Source organism: Collinsella sp. AF19-1LB (genome assembly GCF_003459655.1).
GTDB lineage: Bacteria > Actinomycetota > Coriobacteriia > Coriobacteriales > Coriobacteriaceae > Collinsella.
Window position 1 is genome coordinate 1 of the sequence record NZ_QRWO01000040.1, and the last position, 14,408, is coordinate 14,408.

The window sequence follows — 14,408 nt, forward strand, 5'->3', positions numbered from 1 at the left end:
GGGACGCTCTTACACCACGTCTGCGCGCGCCACCATGAAGTACTTTGGCACCGACGGCTTTCGCGGTGAGGCCAACGTTGGGCTGACGGTAGAGCACGCTTATAAGATTGGCCGTTTTGTGGGCTGGTATTACGGCGCCAACCGCGAGCGCAAGGCGCGCGTCATCGTGGGCAAGGACACACGTCGCTCGAGTTATATGTTCGAGGCGGCGCTGGTGAGTGGCCTGGTCGCGAGCGGTGCGGACGCCTATATGCTGCACGTGATCCCCACGCCGGGCGTAGCGCATCAGACCGTGGAAGGCTGCTTCGATTGCGGCATCATGATCAGCGCGAGCCACAACCCGTTTTGCGATAACGGCATTAAGCTCGTCAACAGCGACGGTTTTAAGATGGACGAGGACGTGCTGGAGCTCATCGAGGACTACATCGATGGCAAGAGCGAGGTGCCGCTGGCCACGGGCAACCACATCGGCGCCACGGTGGACTACATGCAGGGGCGCAACCGCTATATCGCCTCGCTCATTGCGAGTTCGAATTTTTCGCTACAGGGCGTCAAGATCGGTCTCGACTGCGCCAACGGCTCGGCGTCCTCGGTGGCCAAGCCGGTGTTCGACGCGCTGGGCGCCGACGTGCGCGTGATCAACGCCGCGCCCGATGGCTTTAACATCAACGTCGACTGCGGCTCCACGCATATGGAGCGCCTGCAGCGCCACGTGGTGGAGCAAGGCCTGGACGTGGGTTTTGCCTATGACGGCGATGCCGACCGCTGCCTGGCCGTGGATGAGCGCGGTCGCGTGGTAGACGGCGACCAGATCCTGTACGTGTGCGGCGTGTATCTGAACAAGCACGGTCGCCTTTCGGGCGGTACCGTGGTGCCGACGATCGCCAGCAACTTTGGTCTGGTCAAGTCGCTGGAGCTTGCCGGACTGAGCGCCGTGACCAGCGGCGTGGGCGACCGTCACGTGTATGCCAAGATGCGCGAGGGCGGCTACAGCCTGGGCGGCGAGCAGACGGGCCATACGATCTTTGGCGATATCGAGCGCACGGGCGACGGCATTATGACCTCGCTGCGCGTGATGGAAGTGATTCGTGCCGAGCGCGAGACGCTCTCGCAGCTCACGGCTCCGTGCAAGCTGCTGCCGCAGGCGCAGGTTGCCGTGCGCGTAGCGGATAAGGACGCCGCGCTCGAGAACATGGGCGTGCAGAACGCCATCGCCGAGGCCGAGACTGCGCTGGCAGGCGAGGGCCGCGTGCTCGTGCGCAAAAGTGGAACCGAGTCGGTGATTCGCGTTTTGGCCGAAGCGCCCGACCAAGCATCCGCCGATGCTGCCATGAAGCGCATCGCCAACGCGCTCGAGGCTTTATAGCTACGCGGTTTTACCAAACCGCGTAGCTGCTCGACGCTGCAAACGCCCCTAAGCGGCAATCTGGCGTTCAATTTCAAGGGCGCGACCAGAAGGTCAGCGCCCTTTCATTTCACGTCACCTTGCTCGCTTACCCGGCACTTGGGGACATTCCTATTGTGCCGGCATAAAAGGAACGTCCCCAAGTGCCGGGTCTCTGGTTTAGATGAAAAAGGGGCGCCGCGGATAGATCCTGCGGCGTCCCTTTGCGTTGGCGTGTTGCCTAGGCTTTACAGCTCGTAGAGCGTGGTGAACTTGTCCTGTAGGTAGCTGCAGTAGTAGCGGGCATCGAACGCCATACCGCACGCGCCCTTGATGAGCTCCGGCGCGTCCTTGGCGCGGCCCCACTGCCAAATGTGCTCGCCGAGCCAGGCGCGGACGGGTGTCAGGTCGCCGCTCGCACAGGCGCCGTTGAGGTCGACGCCGTCGCGGCACATGGCCGGCACGAACATGGCGTCGTAGGCGCTGCCCAGCGCATAGGTGGGGAAGTAGCCAAACGAGCCGCCGCTCCAGTGCGTATCCTGCAGACAGCCACGCGTGTCGTCGGGAACCGGAATGCCCAGGTACTCGTCCATAAAGCGATTCCAAAGCGCGGGGATGTCCTTGGCCGTGGCCTCGCCGGCAAACAGCATGCGCTCAATCTCGTAGCGCACCATAATATGCAGCGGGTAGGTGAGCTCGTCGGCCTCGGTACGGATCAGCGACGGCTGGGCGATGTTCACGGCGTGGTAGAGCGTATCTTCGTCCACGTTGCCGTAGACCTCGGGCGCGTGACGGCGCAGCACCTCGAGCAGCGGGCCCATAAAATCACGGCTGCGGCCAACGGTGTTCTCAAAGAAGCGGCTCTGGCTCTCGTGGATGCCCATGGAAGTGCCGCCCTCCAGGCACGTGCGCGCATAAGCGGGATTGACGCCCAGCTCGTACATGGCATGTCCCGCCTCGTGGATGATGCTGTAGACGTTGGAGATGCAGTCGTCCTCATAGATGTGCGTGGCAATACGCGCGTCGCCCACCGAGAAGCCCTCGCTAAACGGATGCTCGGTAAAGGCGAGCGTGGTATCGTCCAGGTTAAGGCCGACGAGCTTCATCAGGTCGAAGCTCATGGCACGCTGAGCGGCGTCGGGCACATGCGCGTGCAAAAAGTCGGCAGTAGGCTGCTGGCCGCGCTCGCCGATGGCGTGAACGAGCGGCACGACGGTGGCCTTGACCTCGTCGCAAAACGCGTCGAAGCTCTCGGTGGAAAGGCCGCGTTCGTACTGGTCGAGCCAAACATCGTATGGGTCGCGCTTGGGGTCCATGAGCTCGGCCTGACGCTTAAGCTGGCAGACGATCTTGTCCACATAGGGCTCAAAGCTCGCCCAGTCATTGGCCGTCTTGGCCTTGTGCCACACGGCATCGGCCTCGCAGGTGAGCCTGGTCCAGGCCTCGGCTTCTTCGGTGGGAATGGCGCTTGCCTCGCGCTGGTCGCGGCCGAGCACGCGAATCTCGTCGAGCAGCTGCGGGTCGTCGATCTTTTCGCCCGCGACTGTCTCACGCGCGAGAGAGCGCACGAGCTCAACGGACTTTTTGCTGGTCAGGAGCTTGTGATGTTCGCCGGCAAGGGTGCCCATAGCATCGGCGCGGGCCGCGGCGCCGTTGGCGGGAGCAATCGTCGCGCCATCGAACTCGGCAATCTTGAGCAGGTACTCGCGGGTCCACAGTTTGCCTTCGAGCTTGCGGAATTTTTTGACGGCCTTATCGACCTTCATGCCTTTGGGCGTCTTGCCCACTGCGGGCTTGGCCTTCTTATCGTGCTTCTTACCCATACCATATCCTTGATCTCGCAGACCGGACGCCACGGGTGGGCGTTCGGCCAGTTTGCACAGCCACCTGCCTTGTACCCAGTGCGGACAAAACGGAACGCGGCGATATGCTCGCAGAATGTGTTATCCTGTAGCCCAATGCGTTGACGGAGAGGGTTTTGCCCGCCGCGTCGCCGGCAAGAGAGGGAAGGTCATGGGCTGCAAGCCTTCCTGCGGTGGCAAGGGCCAAGCGTTCACTCCCGAGCAGCGACCTCAACGGGCGCGCGGCCAGCGGCGGCGAAGCCCCAGTAGGGAAGCCGTGAGCCTCGCGATAAGGGGCGCAGAGTGGGCACGGCGGGCCAGACATCCGCCGGGTCAAACAAGGTGGTACCGCGGAATTCAACCGTCCTTGGGCAATGCACATGCCCGAGGACGGTTTTTTTATTACCGAACCGGGCCGCGTTTTCGCAACGTCAGACGGCGGCAGCTGCCTCGGCAAACGGAGAGCGCGAGAGACGAAAGGGAAGACATGAGTCTGATTGATGATCTGGTCAAACTCGAGGAAGAGGCCAAGGAGCTCGTCGCAGGCGCCGACGACGCAGCCAAGCTCGAGGCTGCGCGCGTTGAGCTGCTCGGCCGCAAGGGCCGCATCACCGGCCTGATGCGCATGATGGGCAAGCTCGCCCCCGAGGATCGTCCCGTGATGGGCAAGCGAGCCAACGAGATGCGCCAGCTGATTGAGGGCATGCTCGACGAGCGCAACACCGAGATGAAGGCCGCCGCCCTCAAGCGCGCACTGGAGCACGACGCCGTCGACATCACGCTGCCGGGCATCCGTCCGCAGATCGGCCACCAGCACCTGATCAAGCAGATTATCGAGGAGGCCGAGGACATCTTCTGCGGTATCGGCTACACCGTCGAGTCCGGCCCCATGGTCGACACCTCCTACTACAACTTCACCGCGCTCAACGCCCCCATGGATCACCCGAGCCGCTCGGCCCGCGATACCTTCTACGTGGTCGACAACAATCCCGGCAGCGTTGCGCACCCCGAGGCTCACGCCCACGGCGAGTCCGACGTGCTGCTGCGCACCCAGACCTCGGGCGTGCAGATCCACACCATGGAGTCGCAAAAGCCGCCCATCTACATGATCTGTCCGGGCACCGTTTACCGTCCCGACACAGCCGATGCCTGCCATCTGCCGCAGTTCAACCAGATCGAGGGCCTGGTCGTCGACGAGGGCATCACCTTCGGCGACCTGAAGGGCACGCTCGACTACTTTGTTAAGTGCATGTTTGGCGAGGACCGCAAGACGCGCTACCGCCCGCACTTCTTCCCCTTCACCGAGCCTTCCTGCGAGGTGGACGTGAGCTGCCACGTGTGCGGCGGTAAGGGCTGCAACTTCTGCAAGCACAGCGGCTGGATCGAGATCCTGGGCTGCGGCATGGTCGACCCCAACGTCCTCATCAACTGCGGCATCGACCCCGAGAAGTACACCGGCTTCGCCTTTGGCATTGGCGCCGAGCGCGTCGCGGCCCTGCGCTACGACCTGCCCGACCTCAGAACTCTCATGACGGGCGATATGCGCTTCCTGAACCAATTTTAGGCTTGTCCAGGCACCCCATCTTGGCGTTCAAACCGTCGCTCGCGTACCTTTAGTACGCGTCGCTCCTCTTTCACGCCAACCTGGGGCACCTGGACAACCCTAAGGCGAACGTCTTCATTTGATATTTCCTCCCTATGCGGAGATTAAGAACTAGGAGAGCTACATGCGCGTTTCTTACGACTGGCTCAAGACCATGATCGATATTCCGGAGGATCCCAAGACCCTTTCGGACGAATATATCCGTACCGGCACCGAGGTCGAGGCGATCGATACCGTGGGCGAGTCCTTCGACCACGTGGTGACCGCCCAGGTGCTCACCAAGACCCCGCACCCCGATAGCGACCACATGTATGTGTGCTCGGTCGACGTGGGTGACAAGAACCTCGACGCCGACGGCAACCCCGCCCCGCTGCAGATTGTCTGCGGCGCGCAGAACTTTGAGGCCGGCGACCACATCGTCACGGCCATGATCGGCGCCGAGCTGCCCGGCGACATCAAGATCAAGAAGAGCAAGCTTCGCGGCGTCGTGTCCATGGGCATGAACTGCTCCGCGCGCGAGCTCGGCTTGGGCGGCGACCACTCCGGCATCATGATCCTGCCCGAGGATACGCCCTGCGGCATGCCGTTTGCCGAGTACGTGGGCTCGAGCGACACCGTGCTCGACTGCGAGATCACGCCCAACCGTCCCGACTGCCTGTCCATGATCGGCATGGCCCGCGAGACCGGTGCCATCTTCGATCGCGATTTCCACGTTGATCTGCCCGCCATCAAGGCGGAGACTGGCCGCGCGACCGACGACGAGCTTTCCGTCGAGATTGCCGACGAGGGCCTGTGCGACCGCTATGTCGCCCGCATCGTGCGCAACGTGAAGGTTGGCCCGTCGCCCGACTGGATGGTCAAGCGCCTTAACGCCCTGGGCGTGCGCCCGCACAACAATATCGTCGACATCACCAACTATGTGATGATGCTCACCGGTCAGCCGCTGCACGCCTTTGACCTGTCCACCTTTGCCGAGCGCGAGGGCAGGCGTCGCGTGGTGGTTCGCGCTGCCCAGCAGGACGAGAAGTTTACGACCCTCGACGGCGAGGAGCGCACGCTCGACGCCGGCATGGGCCTCATCACCGACGGCGAGCGCCCCGTGGCGTTGGCCGGCGTTATGGGCGGCATGGATTCCGAGATCGAGGACGACACCGTCGACGTGATGGTCGAGAGCGCCTGCTTCAACGCCGGTCGCACCTCGCACACCAGCCGTGACCTGTCGCTGATCTCCGACGCCTCCATTCGCTTTGAGCGCCAGGTCGACGAGACCGGCTGCGTGGATGTCGCCAACGTCACGTGCGCGCTCACCGAGGAGATCGCCGGCGGCGAGGTTGCTCCCGGCTACATCGACGTGTTCCCCGCGCCCAAGACCATCGACAGCATTAAGCTGCGCCTGGCCCGCGTGCACGCCATCTGCGGTGCTGACATCGAGCCCGACTTTATCGAGCGCTCGCTCACCCGCCTGGGCTGCGCCGTCGAGTGCGACGGCGAGGACTTTATGGTCACTCCGCCGAGCTTCCGCCCCGACCTGCCGCGCGAGATCGATCTGATCGAGGAGGTTCTGCGCCTGTGGGGCATGGGCCGCGTGACGGCGACCATCCCGGCTGCCAAGAACCACATCGGCGGCCTGACCCGCGAGCAGAAGCTCACCCGCAAGGTCGGCGAGATCTTGCGCGCCTGCGGCCTCAACGAGACCACGACCTTTGGCTTTGCCGCCCCGGGCGACCTGGAGAAGATCGGCATGTCCACCGAGGGCCGCGGCTGCCCCGTGGTGCTCATGAACCCGCTGGTAGCCGAGCAGACCGAGATGCGTCGTTCGCTGCTGCCGGGCCTGTTGCAATCCGTGGCCTATAACGAGGCCCACGGCACGCCCAACGTGCACCTGTACGAGGTCGGCAGCCTGTTCCACGGTCGCGAGAACGCCAGCCTGCCCAAGGAGACCAAGTCCGTGGCGGGTGTGCTCTCGGGCCAGTGGAGCGAGCAGTCCTGGAACATGAAGTACCGCAAGCTGCGCTTCTTCTTTGGCAAGGGTATTGTCGAGGAGCTGCTCGCCCAGCTGCGCATCGAGAAGGTTCGCTTCCGTCCCGTCGAGGGCGAGAGCTATGCCTTCCTGCAGCCGGGTCGTGCTGCCGAGGTGCTCTCGGGCGGTACCGTGCTGGGCTGGGTTGGCGAGATCCACCCCGAGGCACGCGAGGCTATGGGCATTGACGAGGTCGTCGTTGCCTTTGAGCTCGATCTGGACAAGCTGATCAAGGGCGCCCGTAACCAGGAGAACTACCGTGAGTTCTCGCAGTACCCGGCCGTTGAGCACGACCTCGCTATCGTGGTCGACAACACTGTGACCTGCGAGGATCTTGAGCGTCGTATTACGAGTGCCGGAGGCAAGCTGCTCGAGGGCGTGCGCCTGTTCGACGTCTACCGCGATCCCATCCGCATCGGTGCGGGCAAGAAGTCCATGGCCTTCGCGCTTACGTATCGCTCCGACGACCACACGCTCACCAGCGAAGAGGTCGAGAAGGCGCACCAGAAGATCGTCACCAAGGTGTGCAAGGGTGTGAACGGCGAGGTCCGCGGCTAGGACTTGCGCTGGGAGCGTAGGGCCTGATGGCGGTTGCTGTGGGCTCTGCGTGACCGCGGTGTTCGGAAAAGGCATCGCTGAGCCTGCATATATGACACACGCATTACATAACGGCGTGCTGCTTTGTCGGCAGCGCGCCGTTTTGCTATGATAGCCCGCGGCGTGTTACGAATCTGGCAATGCGTAACACTGGCAAGGTGATTCAAGCGGCGTTGCAATTCTGTGCGCCGACAACCGGGAGGCGTATATGCACATTCCAGACAACTACCTGTCCCCGCAGACCGATGCCGTCATGGCGGTGGCGATGGTGCCCGTATGGGTCCACTGCATCAAAAAGGTGCGCGCCACGCTCGATCGCGAGCATATGGCGTTCTTGGGCATTTGCGCCGCGTTCTCCTTCTTGCTCATGATGTTCAACGTGCCGCTGCCCGGTGGCACCACTGGTCACGCTGTTGGCGGCGCGTTCATCGCGTTGCTGCTGGGCCCCGAGGCTGCGGCTATCGCTGTCTCGGTCGCGCTGGCGCTGCAGGCGCTGCTGTTTGGAGACGGCGGCGTTCTGTCGTTTGGCGCCAACTGCTTTAACATGGCCTTTGTGCTGCCGTTTGTCGCTGCTATCGTGTTCCGTGCGCTCAACAGCCGTCTGCACGACAAGAGCTGGGGCACCTCAGTTTCTGCCATCGTAAGCGGCTGGGTCGGCCTGTGCCTGGCGGCCCTGTGCGCGGCAATCGAGTTTGGTATTCAGCCGATGCTCTTTACCAATGCTTCGGGCGCGCCGCTGTACTGCCCCTTCCCGCTGTCCGTGGCTATTCCGGCCATGTTGATCCCGCATATGCTGGTTGCCGGCGTGATCGAGGGCGTGGCGACGGCCGCGATCTACGGTTTCATTAAGAAGACGGCGCCGAGCATCATTGTCGGGCCCGAGGCCGTCGATGGCCAACTTGCTGCCGAGGGCGTTGCCGCCAAGAAGACCTCGCTGGTCCCCACGCTCATCCTGGTTGCCGTGCTTGTCGTAGCAACACCGCTGGGCCTGCTGGCCACGGGTGACGCCTGGGGTGAGTGGGACGCCGAGGGCGCCGCGACCGCCGTTCAAGAGGCTGGCGATGACAGCCTGCAGGCTTCGGTCGGTCTCGATACCCCGACCTTTGCCGATGCCCTGCCCACGGGCGATTATCTGCAGGCCTATTCCGAGGAGCAAGGCCTTGGCTTTGCCGGCCAGGCTACCATGTATATCCTTTCGGGCGTGATTGGCGTGGCGGTGCTCACCATCGCATTCCGTCTGATCTCGCTGACGGTCAAGGAAAGCGGTGCTCATGGCAATAGCCGAGCTGCCTAGCTGGCTTGCGGTCGAGCAGCGTTACGAGCCCGCGGGGGCTCGGCATCGTGTGATGCAAAAGAACGTCCTGCACCTGGCGAGCCTGCTTGAGCGGGTTCGCCTGGGTGGAGGCGCGCACGAGGGCGGGTCGATGGTCGACCGCGCCCTTTCTTGCGTTTCGGCTCCGGTGCGCCTGGTGGGGATGTTCGTCTGCGTCCTGTGCGTGTGTCTGACGCAGAGCCCGCTGTACCTGATGCTGATGGCGGCTATCGCGCTGGTGTTGGTCGCGGTGCGCCCCGCTCGCGGGCTGCGTGCGACCTTTGTACCGGCGCTCGGCGCCACGGGGCTTGCGGTGGTTCTGGCACTGCCTGCCCTGCTGCTGGGCGCGTCTGCCGCGGGCGCCATGCTCAAGATCGCGCTCAAGACGTTCATTAATGTGTCGCTGGTGCTGGGTGTTTCGTGGACGCTTACCTGGAGCCGCATGTCGGCGGCGCTCAAAATGCTGCACCTGCCCGACGAGGTCATCTTTACGTTTGATATGGCGCTCAAGCATATTGAGGTGCTGGGACGCACAGCGCACGATCTGTGCGAATCGGTCATGCTGCGTAGCGTCGGTTCCGCGCCTGCGGGTTTTTCGCGCACCGACTCGCTGGCGGGTATCATGGGCATGACGTTTATCAAGGCGATGGAATGCAGCCGCGCGATGGACGAGGCCATGCTGTGCCGCGGCTTCGCCGGCGTGTATCCGGCGCCTGCACTGAGCGGCTTTGGCTGGCGCGATGCGGTTTATGCGGCCGTTGTGGCGTTGTTCGCCGTGTTGTGCGCGGTGTTGTAGTGCGGACGGTCGAACCGTCGATGTGAGTAGGGAAGGGCAACGTTTTGGCAAACGATACGAATAACGCGATGGTTGCGAGCGGTGCTGCCGGCGTTGAGACCACGCCGCTCATCGAGTTTCGCGACGTGGCGTTTTCCTATGCGGGCCATACGGTGGTCGACGGCGTTTCGCTGCAGGTGAACCGTGGGGAGCTCGTTGCCCTGCTAGGTCCCAACGGCTGCGGCAAGACGACAATCATGCGTCTTATTAACGGCCTTGAGCTTGCGGACGCGGGTGCGTACCTGTTCGACGGGCATACGGTCGATTCGGCATATCTCAAGGATTCCGCGACGGCCCAGCGGTTCCATCAGCGCGTGGGCTTTGTGTTCCAAAACGCCGATGCGCAGCTCTTTTGCGCTACGGTGGGCGAGGAAGTCGCGTTTGGCCCGGCTCAAATGGGGCTGCCGACAGACGAGCTCGAGCGCCGCGTCCGCGATGCCATGAAGCTGTTCCAGGTTGCCGATCTGGTCGATGCCTCGCCCTATCAGCTCTCGGGCGGGCAAAAGAAGCGCGTTGCGCTGGCTGCGGTGGTGTCGATGAACCCGGATATCCTGGTTCTCGACGAGCCTACCAATGGGCTCGACGAGGATTCATGCGACATCGTGGTTAACTTCTTGCTGGCTTACGTCGCGGCGGGCAAGACGGTCTTGATGAGCACACATCACCAGGATTTGGTGCGACGCCTGGGTGCCCGTGCAATCTATATCGATCGATATCACCATGTGGTCGAGGCGCCTTCGCCGTCGTATGGGACCGAAAGCGGTGCTACGGACTAGTTGCTGCGTAGAGCGTGCGTAGCCGCCCGCGCGGCTTTGCCGTGATGGTATAGTTATCCAGGTTTTTATGGGGGTGGCTATGCCAAGCTGGAACATTCATATCGCTCAGACGGAGCGTTTGCTGGAGCGCACCGGTGCGCTTGCCAATAGCGTGCGCGACCGCAATGCCTTTTTGTTTGGCTGCGTGGTTCCGGATATCTTCGTGGGCTATATGGTCCCTGGCATCGCCGATCCCATCCCGTACCGCATTACGCACTTTGCAAAGCCCGAGCCTATCCCTAAGCCGCGCGAGCACGAGTTCTGGGATACCTATGTGGCGCCGCTGCTCAAAGGGGCGCCTGTTGGTACGCCGGCTGCCGCGACCTCGATCGCCGAGGAGCGCGAGCGACTCAATCGGGTGCATTATCCCCAGCGCTACAAGGATGCCGAGCCGGTTGCCGGTCCCAGCGCCTGTGAGTTCTCGCTTGCGTCCGAAGATGTGGCGCAGTCACTGCTCGATTTAACGCTGGGCGTCTGGTCGCATCTGGTGGCCGACACGGTATGGAACACGCGTGTGAACCAGTATCTGGAAGCACACGGCGGCAAGCCGTGCGAGGAGTTCCGCATTAAAAAGCAAGGCGACTTTGACTGGTTTGGCAAGACGCTGGGCATTGTTTCCATCCCGCGTGCGACCGATCGCCTGTATACCGCTGCGACGCGTTTTGGGCAGTATCCCATCCATAAGGAGTATGTGCTCAAGACCATCGGCGTCATGCACGAGATTGTACGCGAAAACCCCGGCGAGCCCGATCATCCGCCGTATCGCCTGCTAACTGAGGAGTTTTTCGATGCAACGTTTTCCGAGGTCATCGAGCTGACCGAGGTGGGCTTTGCGACTCGCGTTGCCTCTTCTGACGTTCCCGCAGTCCCCCTGATCGCTAGCTGCTAGCCGGCCGGCTTGACGGCGAACAGCTCATCCCAATCGACCAATAGCTCCCGCCGCAGGGCATCTTCGGTGGTGCGTTCCTGATCGGTCTTTGGGATGTAGGGGAGCCCTGCCTTTTTATGGATGAGTTCGGCGATGTTGTTAAAGCTCTTCGTGTCTTTGATTTGCTCATAGGTTATCTGGATAACGTCATAGCCCATGCTTGTGAGGGCGGTGGTGCGCTCGGCATCGGAGAGACTTGCGGCTTCGCCATCGTGGGCGGAGCGGCCTTGGCATTCCAGGATGACGCCCATGCTGTCGGTGTTGCTCTCGATGAGGATATCGGCGTAGCAGCAGGTTTTGTCATACAGTGAGCGCGCGGCGTCGCTGAGTGGGATGCGCACGTTGTTTGCGATGTTGATACCCATGCCGCCCTCGTTGCGGGGGAGCGAGACAAGTATGGAGGTCTGTACTTCGAAGGGCGAGGCGGTCTGCCCCGTCATGTGCTCGGCCGCCCAGCGCAGTTGTTTAACGCCGCGCAGGCCTGCAGCCTGCTTGGCGAACGCGGCGATATCCGCCGCGCTGAGGAGCGGCGGGCGCTTCCACAAATTGGTGTCATTGCCCTTGGTGTCGACAACACGCTCCCAACCGCAGTTGGGTGGAATGAGCTTAAGCGAAATGGCTTCATCGAGTTGTTGTTGCGTTCGCTCGCAGGGCTTAAACACTGCAAAGGAGCCGCACATCTCGTGGCAAGCCATGAGTAACTGGTTGCGTGAGACCTGCGTAGCAAGGCTGAGCAGCGTAAACTCGGGCGACGTGACATCAAATCCATGTTCAGTTTGCCTAAACGACCCGGGAGGCGGCTCTTGGGTCAGGAGGTGCGATTTAAACAGGCTTCGCGACCCGGATTGTGCTCGAGTGAATACAAGCCTGTGAAGCGGTGCATGAAGCAGGTCTTTTACAACTGCATGACTTCCGAGGCCGCAACATCTGCGATCCATATTGCCAAGGCTAATGGCGGGGTAAAGCCCTAATACCTGCGGCGGGATACGGTGATAGTAAAAAGCGGATTGACCGCATAGCGTCAGGTCCATGATATCCTCCTGGTCGAAATGTGCTTTTGGACCGTGCGATGCCAGCGTCAATTCGGAAGTATGCGGCAAAATCTGAACCCTGTGAGCAGACCTGGCTTTTGATGCCAGTTTATCAGGCATTTTGTTGCGAAAAAACGGGGTGTGCTCGGAGGTCTCAGAATTTGCCGCATACTTCCGAAAACGCGGTCGATCTGGCTCTTGCTAAAACGATTTAGCAGCGTCAGGTAAGGTGTGGTTTCGCCATCGGGCGAACACTTTTAGCACTTGGGACTTTATTTTTGGGCCTCGAAAGGTGGATTTCGCGCTTTTGGTAAAGAAATGGGTGCGTGTTTTGCCGTGTGCCGGCATTGACACAGAAAAAGGGCCCGGAAGGCGAAGCCTTCCAGGCCCTTTGCAATGCAAACATGCTTGCAAGTACGATTTAGCGGACCTGAGCGACGTAAGCGACGTTGGTCGAGGAGACCTTGTCCTCGAGCTGGACGCTCATGCGGGGATCGCCGGCGGTGGCGACGGTCAGATCGCCGGCCTCGACGTAGCCGAGCTCCTTAGCGGTCTCGATCGCCTTGACGATCGTGCCGTTGACGGTGCCCTGGGTAATCTCGGCCTGATGCGGGATAACGCCCCAGTACATGATCATCTGCTGGACGGCCCACTCGTGGCGGGAGAACGCGCAGATCGGCATGTTGGGACGGAAGTGCGAGATCAAGCGAGCGGTACGACCGGTGGTCGTCGGCACGGTGATGCACTTGGCGCCAACGGTGGTGGCCATGTTCACAGCGGACATACCCACAACGTTGTTGACGACGCGGGTGCCGTGAGCGTCAGCCGGAACCTCGAGCGGAGCGTGGGCCGGGAGGTACTTCTCGGTCTCGAGAGCGATGCTGGCCTGCATCTTGACGGCCTCAACCGGGTACTTACCGGCAGCGGACTCGCCGGACAGCATGACGGCGTCGGTGCCGTCGTAGATGGCGTTAGCAACGTCGGCAACCTCGGCGCGCGTCGGGCGCGGGTTCTGCTGCATGGAGTCGAGCATCTGCGTAGCGGTGATAACGGGCTTGTAGGCCGCGTTGCACTTGGCGATGATCTCCTTCTGGATGTGCGGAACAAGCTCGGGCTTGATCTCGATGCCCAGGTCGCCACGGGCGACCATGATGCCGTCGGAAGCCTCGAGGATCTCGTCGAAGTTCTCGACGCCCAGGGCACACTCGATCTTCGGGAAGATCGTCACGTGCTCGCCACCGTTCTCGCGGCAAAGCTTGCGGATGCCGCGGACGGACTCGCCGTCACGGATGAAGGAAGCGGCGATGTAATCGATGTTCTCGGTCAGGCCAAAGAGGATGTCCTGACGATCGCGCTCGGTGATGGCGGGCAGCGAGATGTTGACGTTGGGCATGTTGACGCCCTTGCGCTCGCCGATCAGGCCGTCGTTCTTAACGACGCAGGTCATGTCCTGGCCGCTGACGGACTCGACCTCGAGGGCAACCAGGCCGTCATCGATCAGGATAAGGGAGCCCTTCTCGACCTCGGAGGGCAGAGCCAGGTAGTCGAGGGAGATGTGCTCAGAGGTGCCGTGGAAATCCTCGGACGTGGGCTGAGCGGTGACGACGATCTTGTCGCCGGTCTTGACGGCAACCTTCTTGCCGTCGACCAGAAGGCCGGTGCGGACCTCGGGGCCCTTGGTGTCGAGCAGGATGCCGACAGGCAGACCGAGCTCCTTGGAAATACGGCGGACGCGCTCGATGCGACCGTGGTGCTCGTCGTAGGAGCCGTGCGAGAAGTTAAAACGGGCGACGTTCATGCCCGCCTTGATCATCTCGCGGATGGTCTCGTCGCTATCGCAGGCGGGACCCATGGTGCATACAATCTTAGTGCGCTTGTACATTCAGACCTCCATCTGACATCGTCTTGCGCTGATAGATAAACCATAAGAAATAAAACCGAGATGATTATAACGAAATGCCGACCGAATACCCCAAAAAATCGACCGTATGCCGAAATGGAAGTTCATTTCCTTGATTGTCATTTTCATTGCAACAGCCTCA

General features: G+C 61.8%; 10 protein-coding genes. 7 read left to right on the plus strand and 3 right to left on the minus strand.

From position 1 onward, the window contains the following. The first annotated feature begins 34 nt into the window (after nucleotides 1-34). Nucleotides 35-1,366 (plus strand): phosphoglucosamine mutase, encoded by a 1,332-nt coding sequence (gene glmM, locus DWX39_RS10075; protein WP_117759782.1) that lies wholly within the window; start codon nucleotides 35-37, stop codon nucleotides 1,364-1,366. A 266-nt stretch (nucleotides 1,367-1,632) separates the two neighbouring features. On the opposite strand, the gene DWX39_RS10080 is transcribed toward glmM, so the two are convergent. Further along, on the minus strand, nucleotides 1,633-3,207 hold the full coding sequence (locus tag DWX39_RS10080) for a carboxypeptidase M32 (RefSeq protein ID WP_117759770.1): 1,575 nt from the start codon (nucleotides 3,205-3,207) through the stop codon (nucleotides 1,633-1,635). A 505-nt stretch (nucleotides 3,208-3,712) separates the two neighbouring features. Here DWX39_RS10080 and pheS point away from each other — a divergent pair. The 6 genes from pheS to DWX39_RS10110 all read left to right on the plus strand — a co-directional run bounded on the left by pheS (nucleotide 3,713) and on the right by DWX39_RS10110 (nucleotide 11,296). Next, on the plus strand, nucleotides 3,713-4,789 hold the full coding sequence (gene pheS / locus DWX39_RS10085) for a phenylalanine--tRNA ligase subunit alpha (protein WP_055250566.1): 1,077 nt from the start codon (nucleotides 3,713-3,715) through the stop codon (nucleotides 4,787-4,789). Between the two features lie 163 nt (nucleotides 4,790-4,952). Further along, a complete protein-coding gene (gene pheT / locus DWX39_RS10090; protein ID WP_117759772.1) occupies nucleotides 4,953-7,406 on the plus strand; it encodes a phenylalanine--tRNA ligase subunit beta in 2,454 nt (817 codons plus the stop codon). 247 nt (nucleotides 7,407-7,653) lie between these two features. Beyond that, nucleotides 7,654-8,739 (plus strand): cobalt transporter CbiM, encoded by a 1,086-nt coding sequence (gene cbiM / locus DWX39_RS10095; RefSeq protein WP_117759774.1) that lies wholly within the window; start codon nucleotides 7,654-7,656, stop codon nucleotides 8,737-8,739. Then, entirely contained in the window at nucleotides 8,717-9,553 is an 837-nt protein-coding gene (locus DWX39_RS10100; protein ID WP_117637396.1) for an energy-coupling factor transporter transmembrane protein EcfT, read from the plus strand. Before cbiM ends, DWX39_RS10100 begins: the two co-directional genes overlap by 23 nt. A 44-nt stretch (nucleotides 9,554-9,597) precedes the next feature. Continuing rightward, nucleotides 9,598-10,368: an energy-coupling factor ABC transporter ATP-binding protein gene (locus DWX39_RS10105; protein ID WP_117759776.1), complete on the plus strand. Its 771-nt coding sequence runs from the start codon at nucleotides 9,598-9,600 to the stop codon at nucleotides 10,366-10,368. A 79-nt stretch (nucleotides 10,369-10,447) separates the two neighbouring features. Continuing rightward, nucleotides 10,448-11,296 carry a hypothetical protein gene (locus DWX39_RS10110; protein WP_117759778.1) on the plus strand — a complete coding sequence of 283 codons (849 nt, stop codon included), beginning with the start codon at nucleotides 10,448-10,450 and terminating at the stop codon, nucleotides 11,294-11,296. Here DWX39_RS10110 and DWX39_RS10115 read toward each other — a convergent pair. After that, nucleotides 11,293-12,366: a hypothetical protein gene (locus DWX39_RS10115; RefSeq protein WP_147336400.1), complete on the minus strand. Its 1,074-nt coding sequence runs from the start codon at nucleotides 12,364-12,366 to the stop codon at nucleotides 11,293-11,295. The genes DWX39_RS10110 and DWX39_RS10115 overlap by 4 nt on opposite strands. Nucleotides 12,367-12,787: 421 nt before the next feature. Then, a complete protein-coding gene (gene pyk, locus DWX39_RS10120) occupies nucleotides 12,788-14,248 on the minus strand; it encodes a pyruvate kinase (RefSeq protein ID WP_117563711.1) in 1,461 nt (486 codons plus the stop codon). Between the last annotated feature and the right edge of the window lie 160 nt (nucleotides 14,249-14,408).

Bases quoted from the DNA above. Each gene is read 5' to 3' on its own strand.
- DWX39_RS10110 (WP_117759778.1), top strand. From the start codon at position 10,448: ATGCCAAGCTGGAACATTCATATCGCTCAGACGGAGCGTTTGCTGGAG.
- DWX39_RS10115 (WP_147336400.1), bottom strand. From the start codon at position 12,366: ATGGACCTGACGCTATGCGGTCAATCCGCTTTTTACTATCACCGTATC.
- pheT (WP_117759772.1), top strand. From the start codon at position 4,953: ATGCGCGTTTCTTACGACTGGCTCAAGACCATGATCGATATTCCGGAG.
- pyk (WP_117563711.1), bottom strand. From the start codon at position 14,248: ATGTACAAGCGCACTAAGATTGTATGCACCATGGGTCCCGCCTGCGAT.
- cbiM (WP_117759774.1), top strand. From the start codon at position 7,654: ATGCACATTCCAGACAACTACCTGTCCCCGCAGACCGATGCCGTCATG.
- glmM (WP_117759782.1), top strand. From the start codon at position 35: ATGAAGTACTTTGGCACCGACGGCTTTCGCGGTGAGGCCAACGTTGGG.
- pheS (WP_055250566.1), top strand. From the start codon at position 3,713: ATGAGTCTGATTGATGATCTGGTCAAACTCGAGGAAGAGGCCAAGGAG.
- DWX39_RS10080 (WP_117759770.1), bottom strand. From the start codon at position 3,207: ATGGGTAAGAAGCACGATAAGAAGGCCAAGCCCGCAGTGGGCAAGACG.
- DWX39_RS10100 (WP_117637396.1), top strand. From the start codon at position 8,717: ATGGCAATAGCCGAGCTGCCTAGCTGGCTTGCGGTCGAGCAGCGTTAC.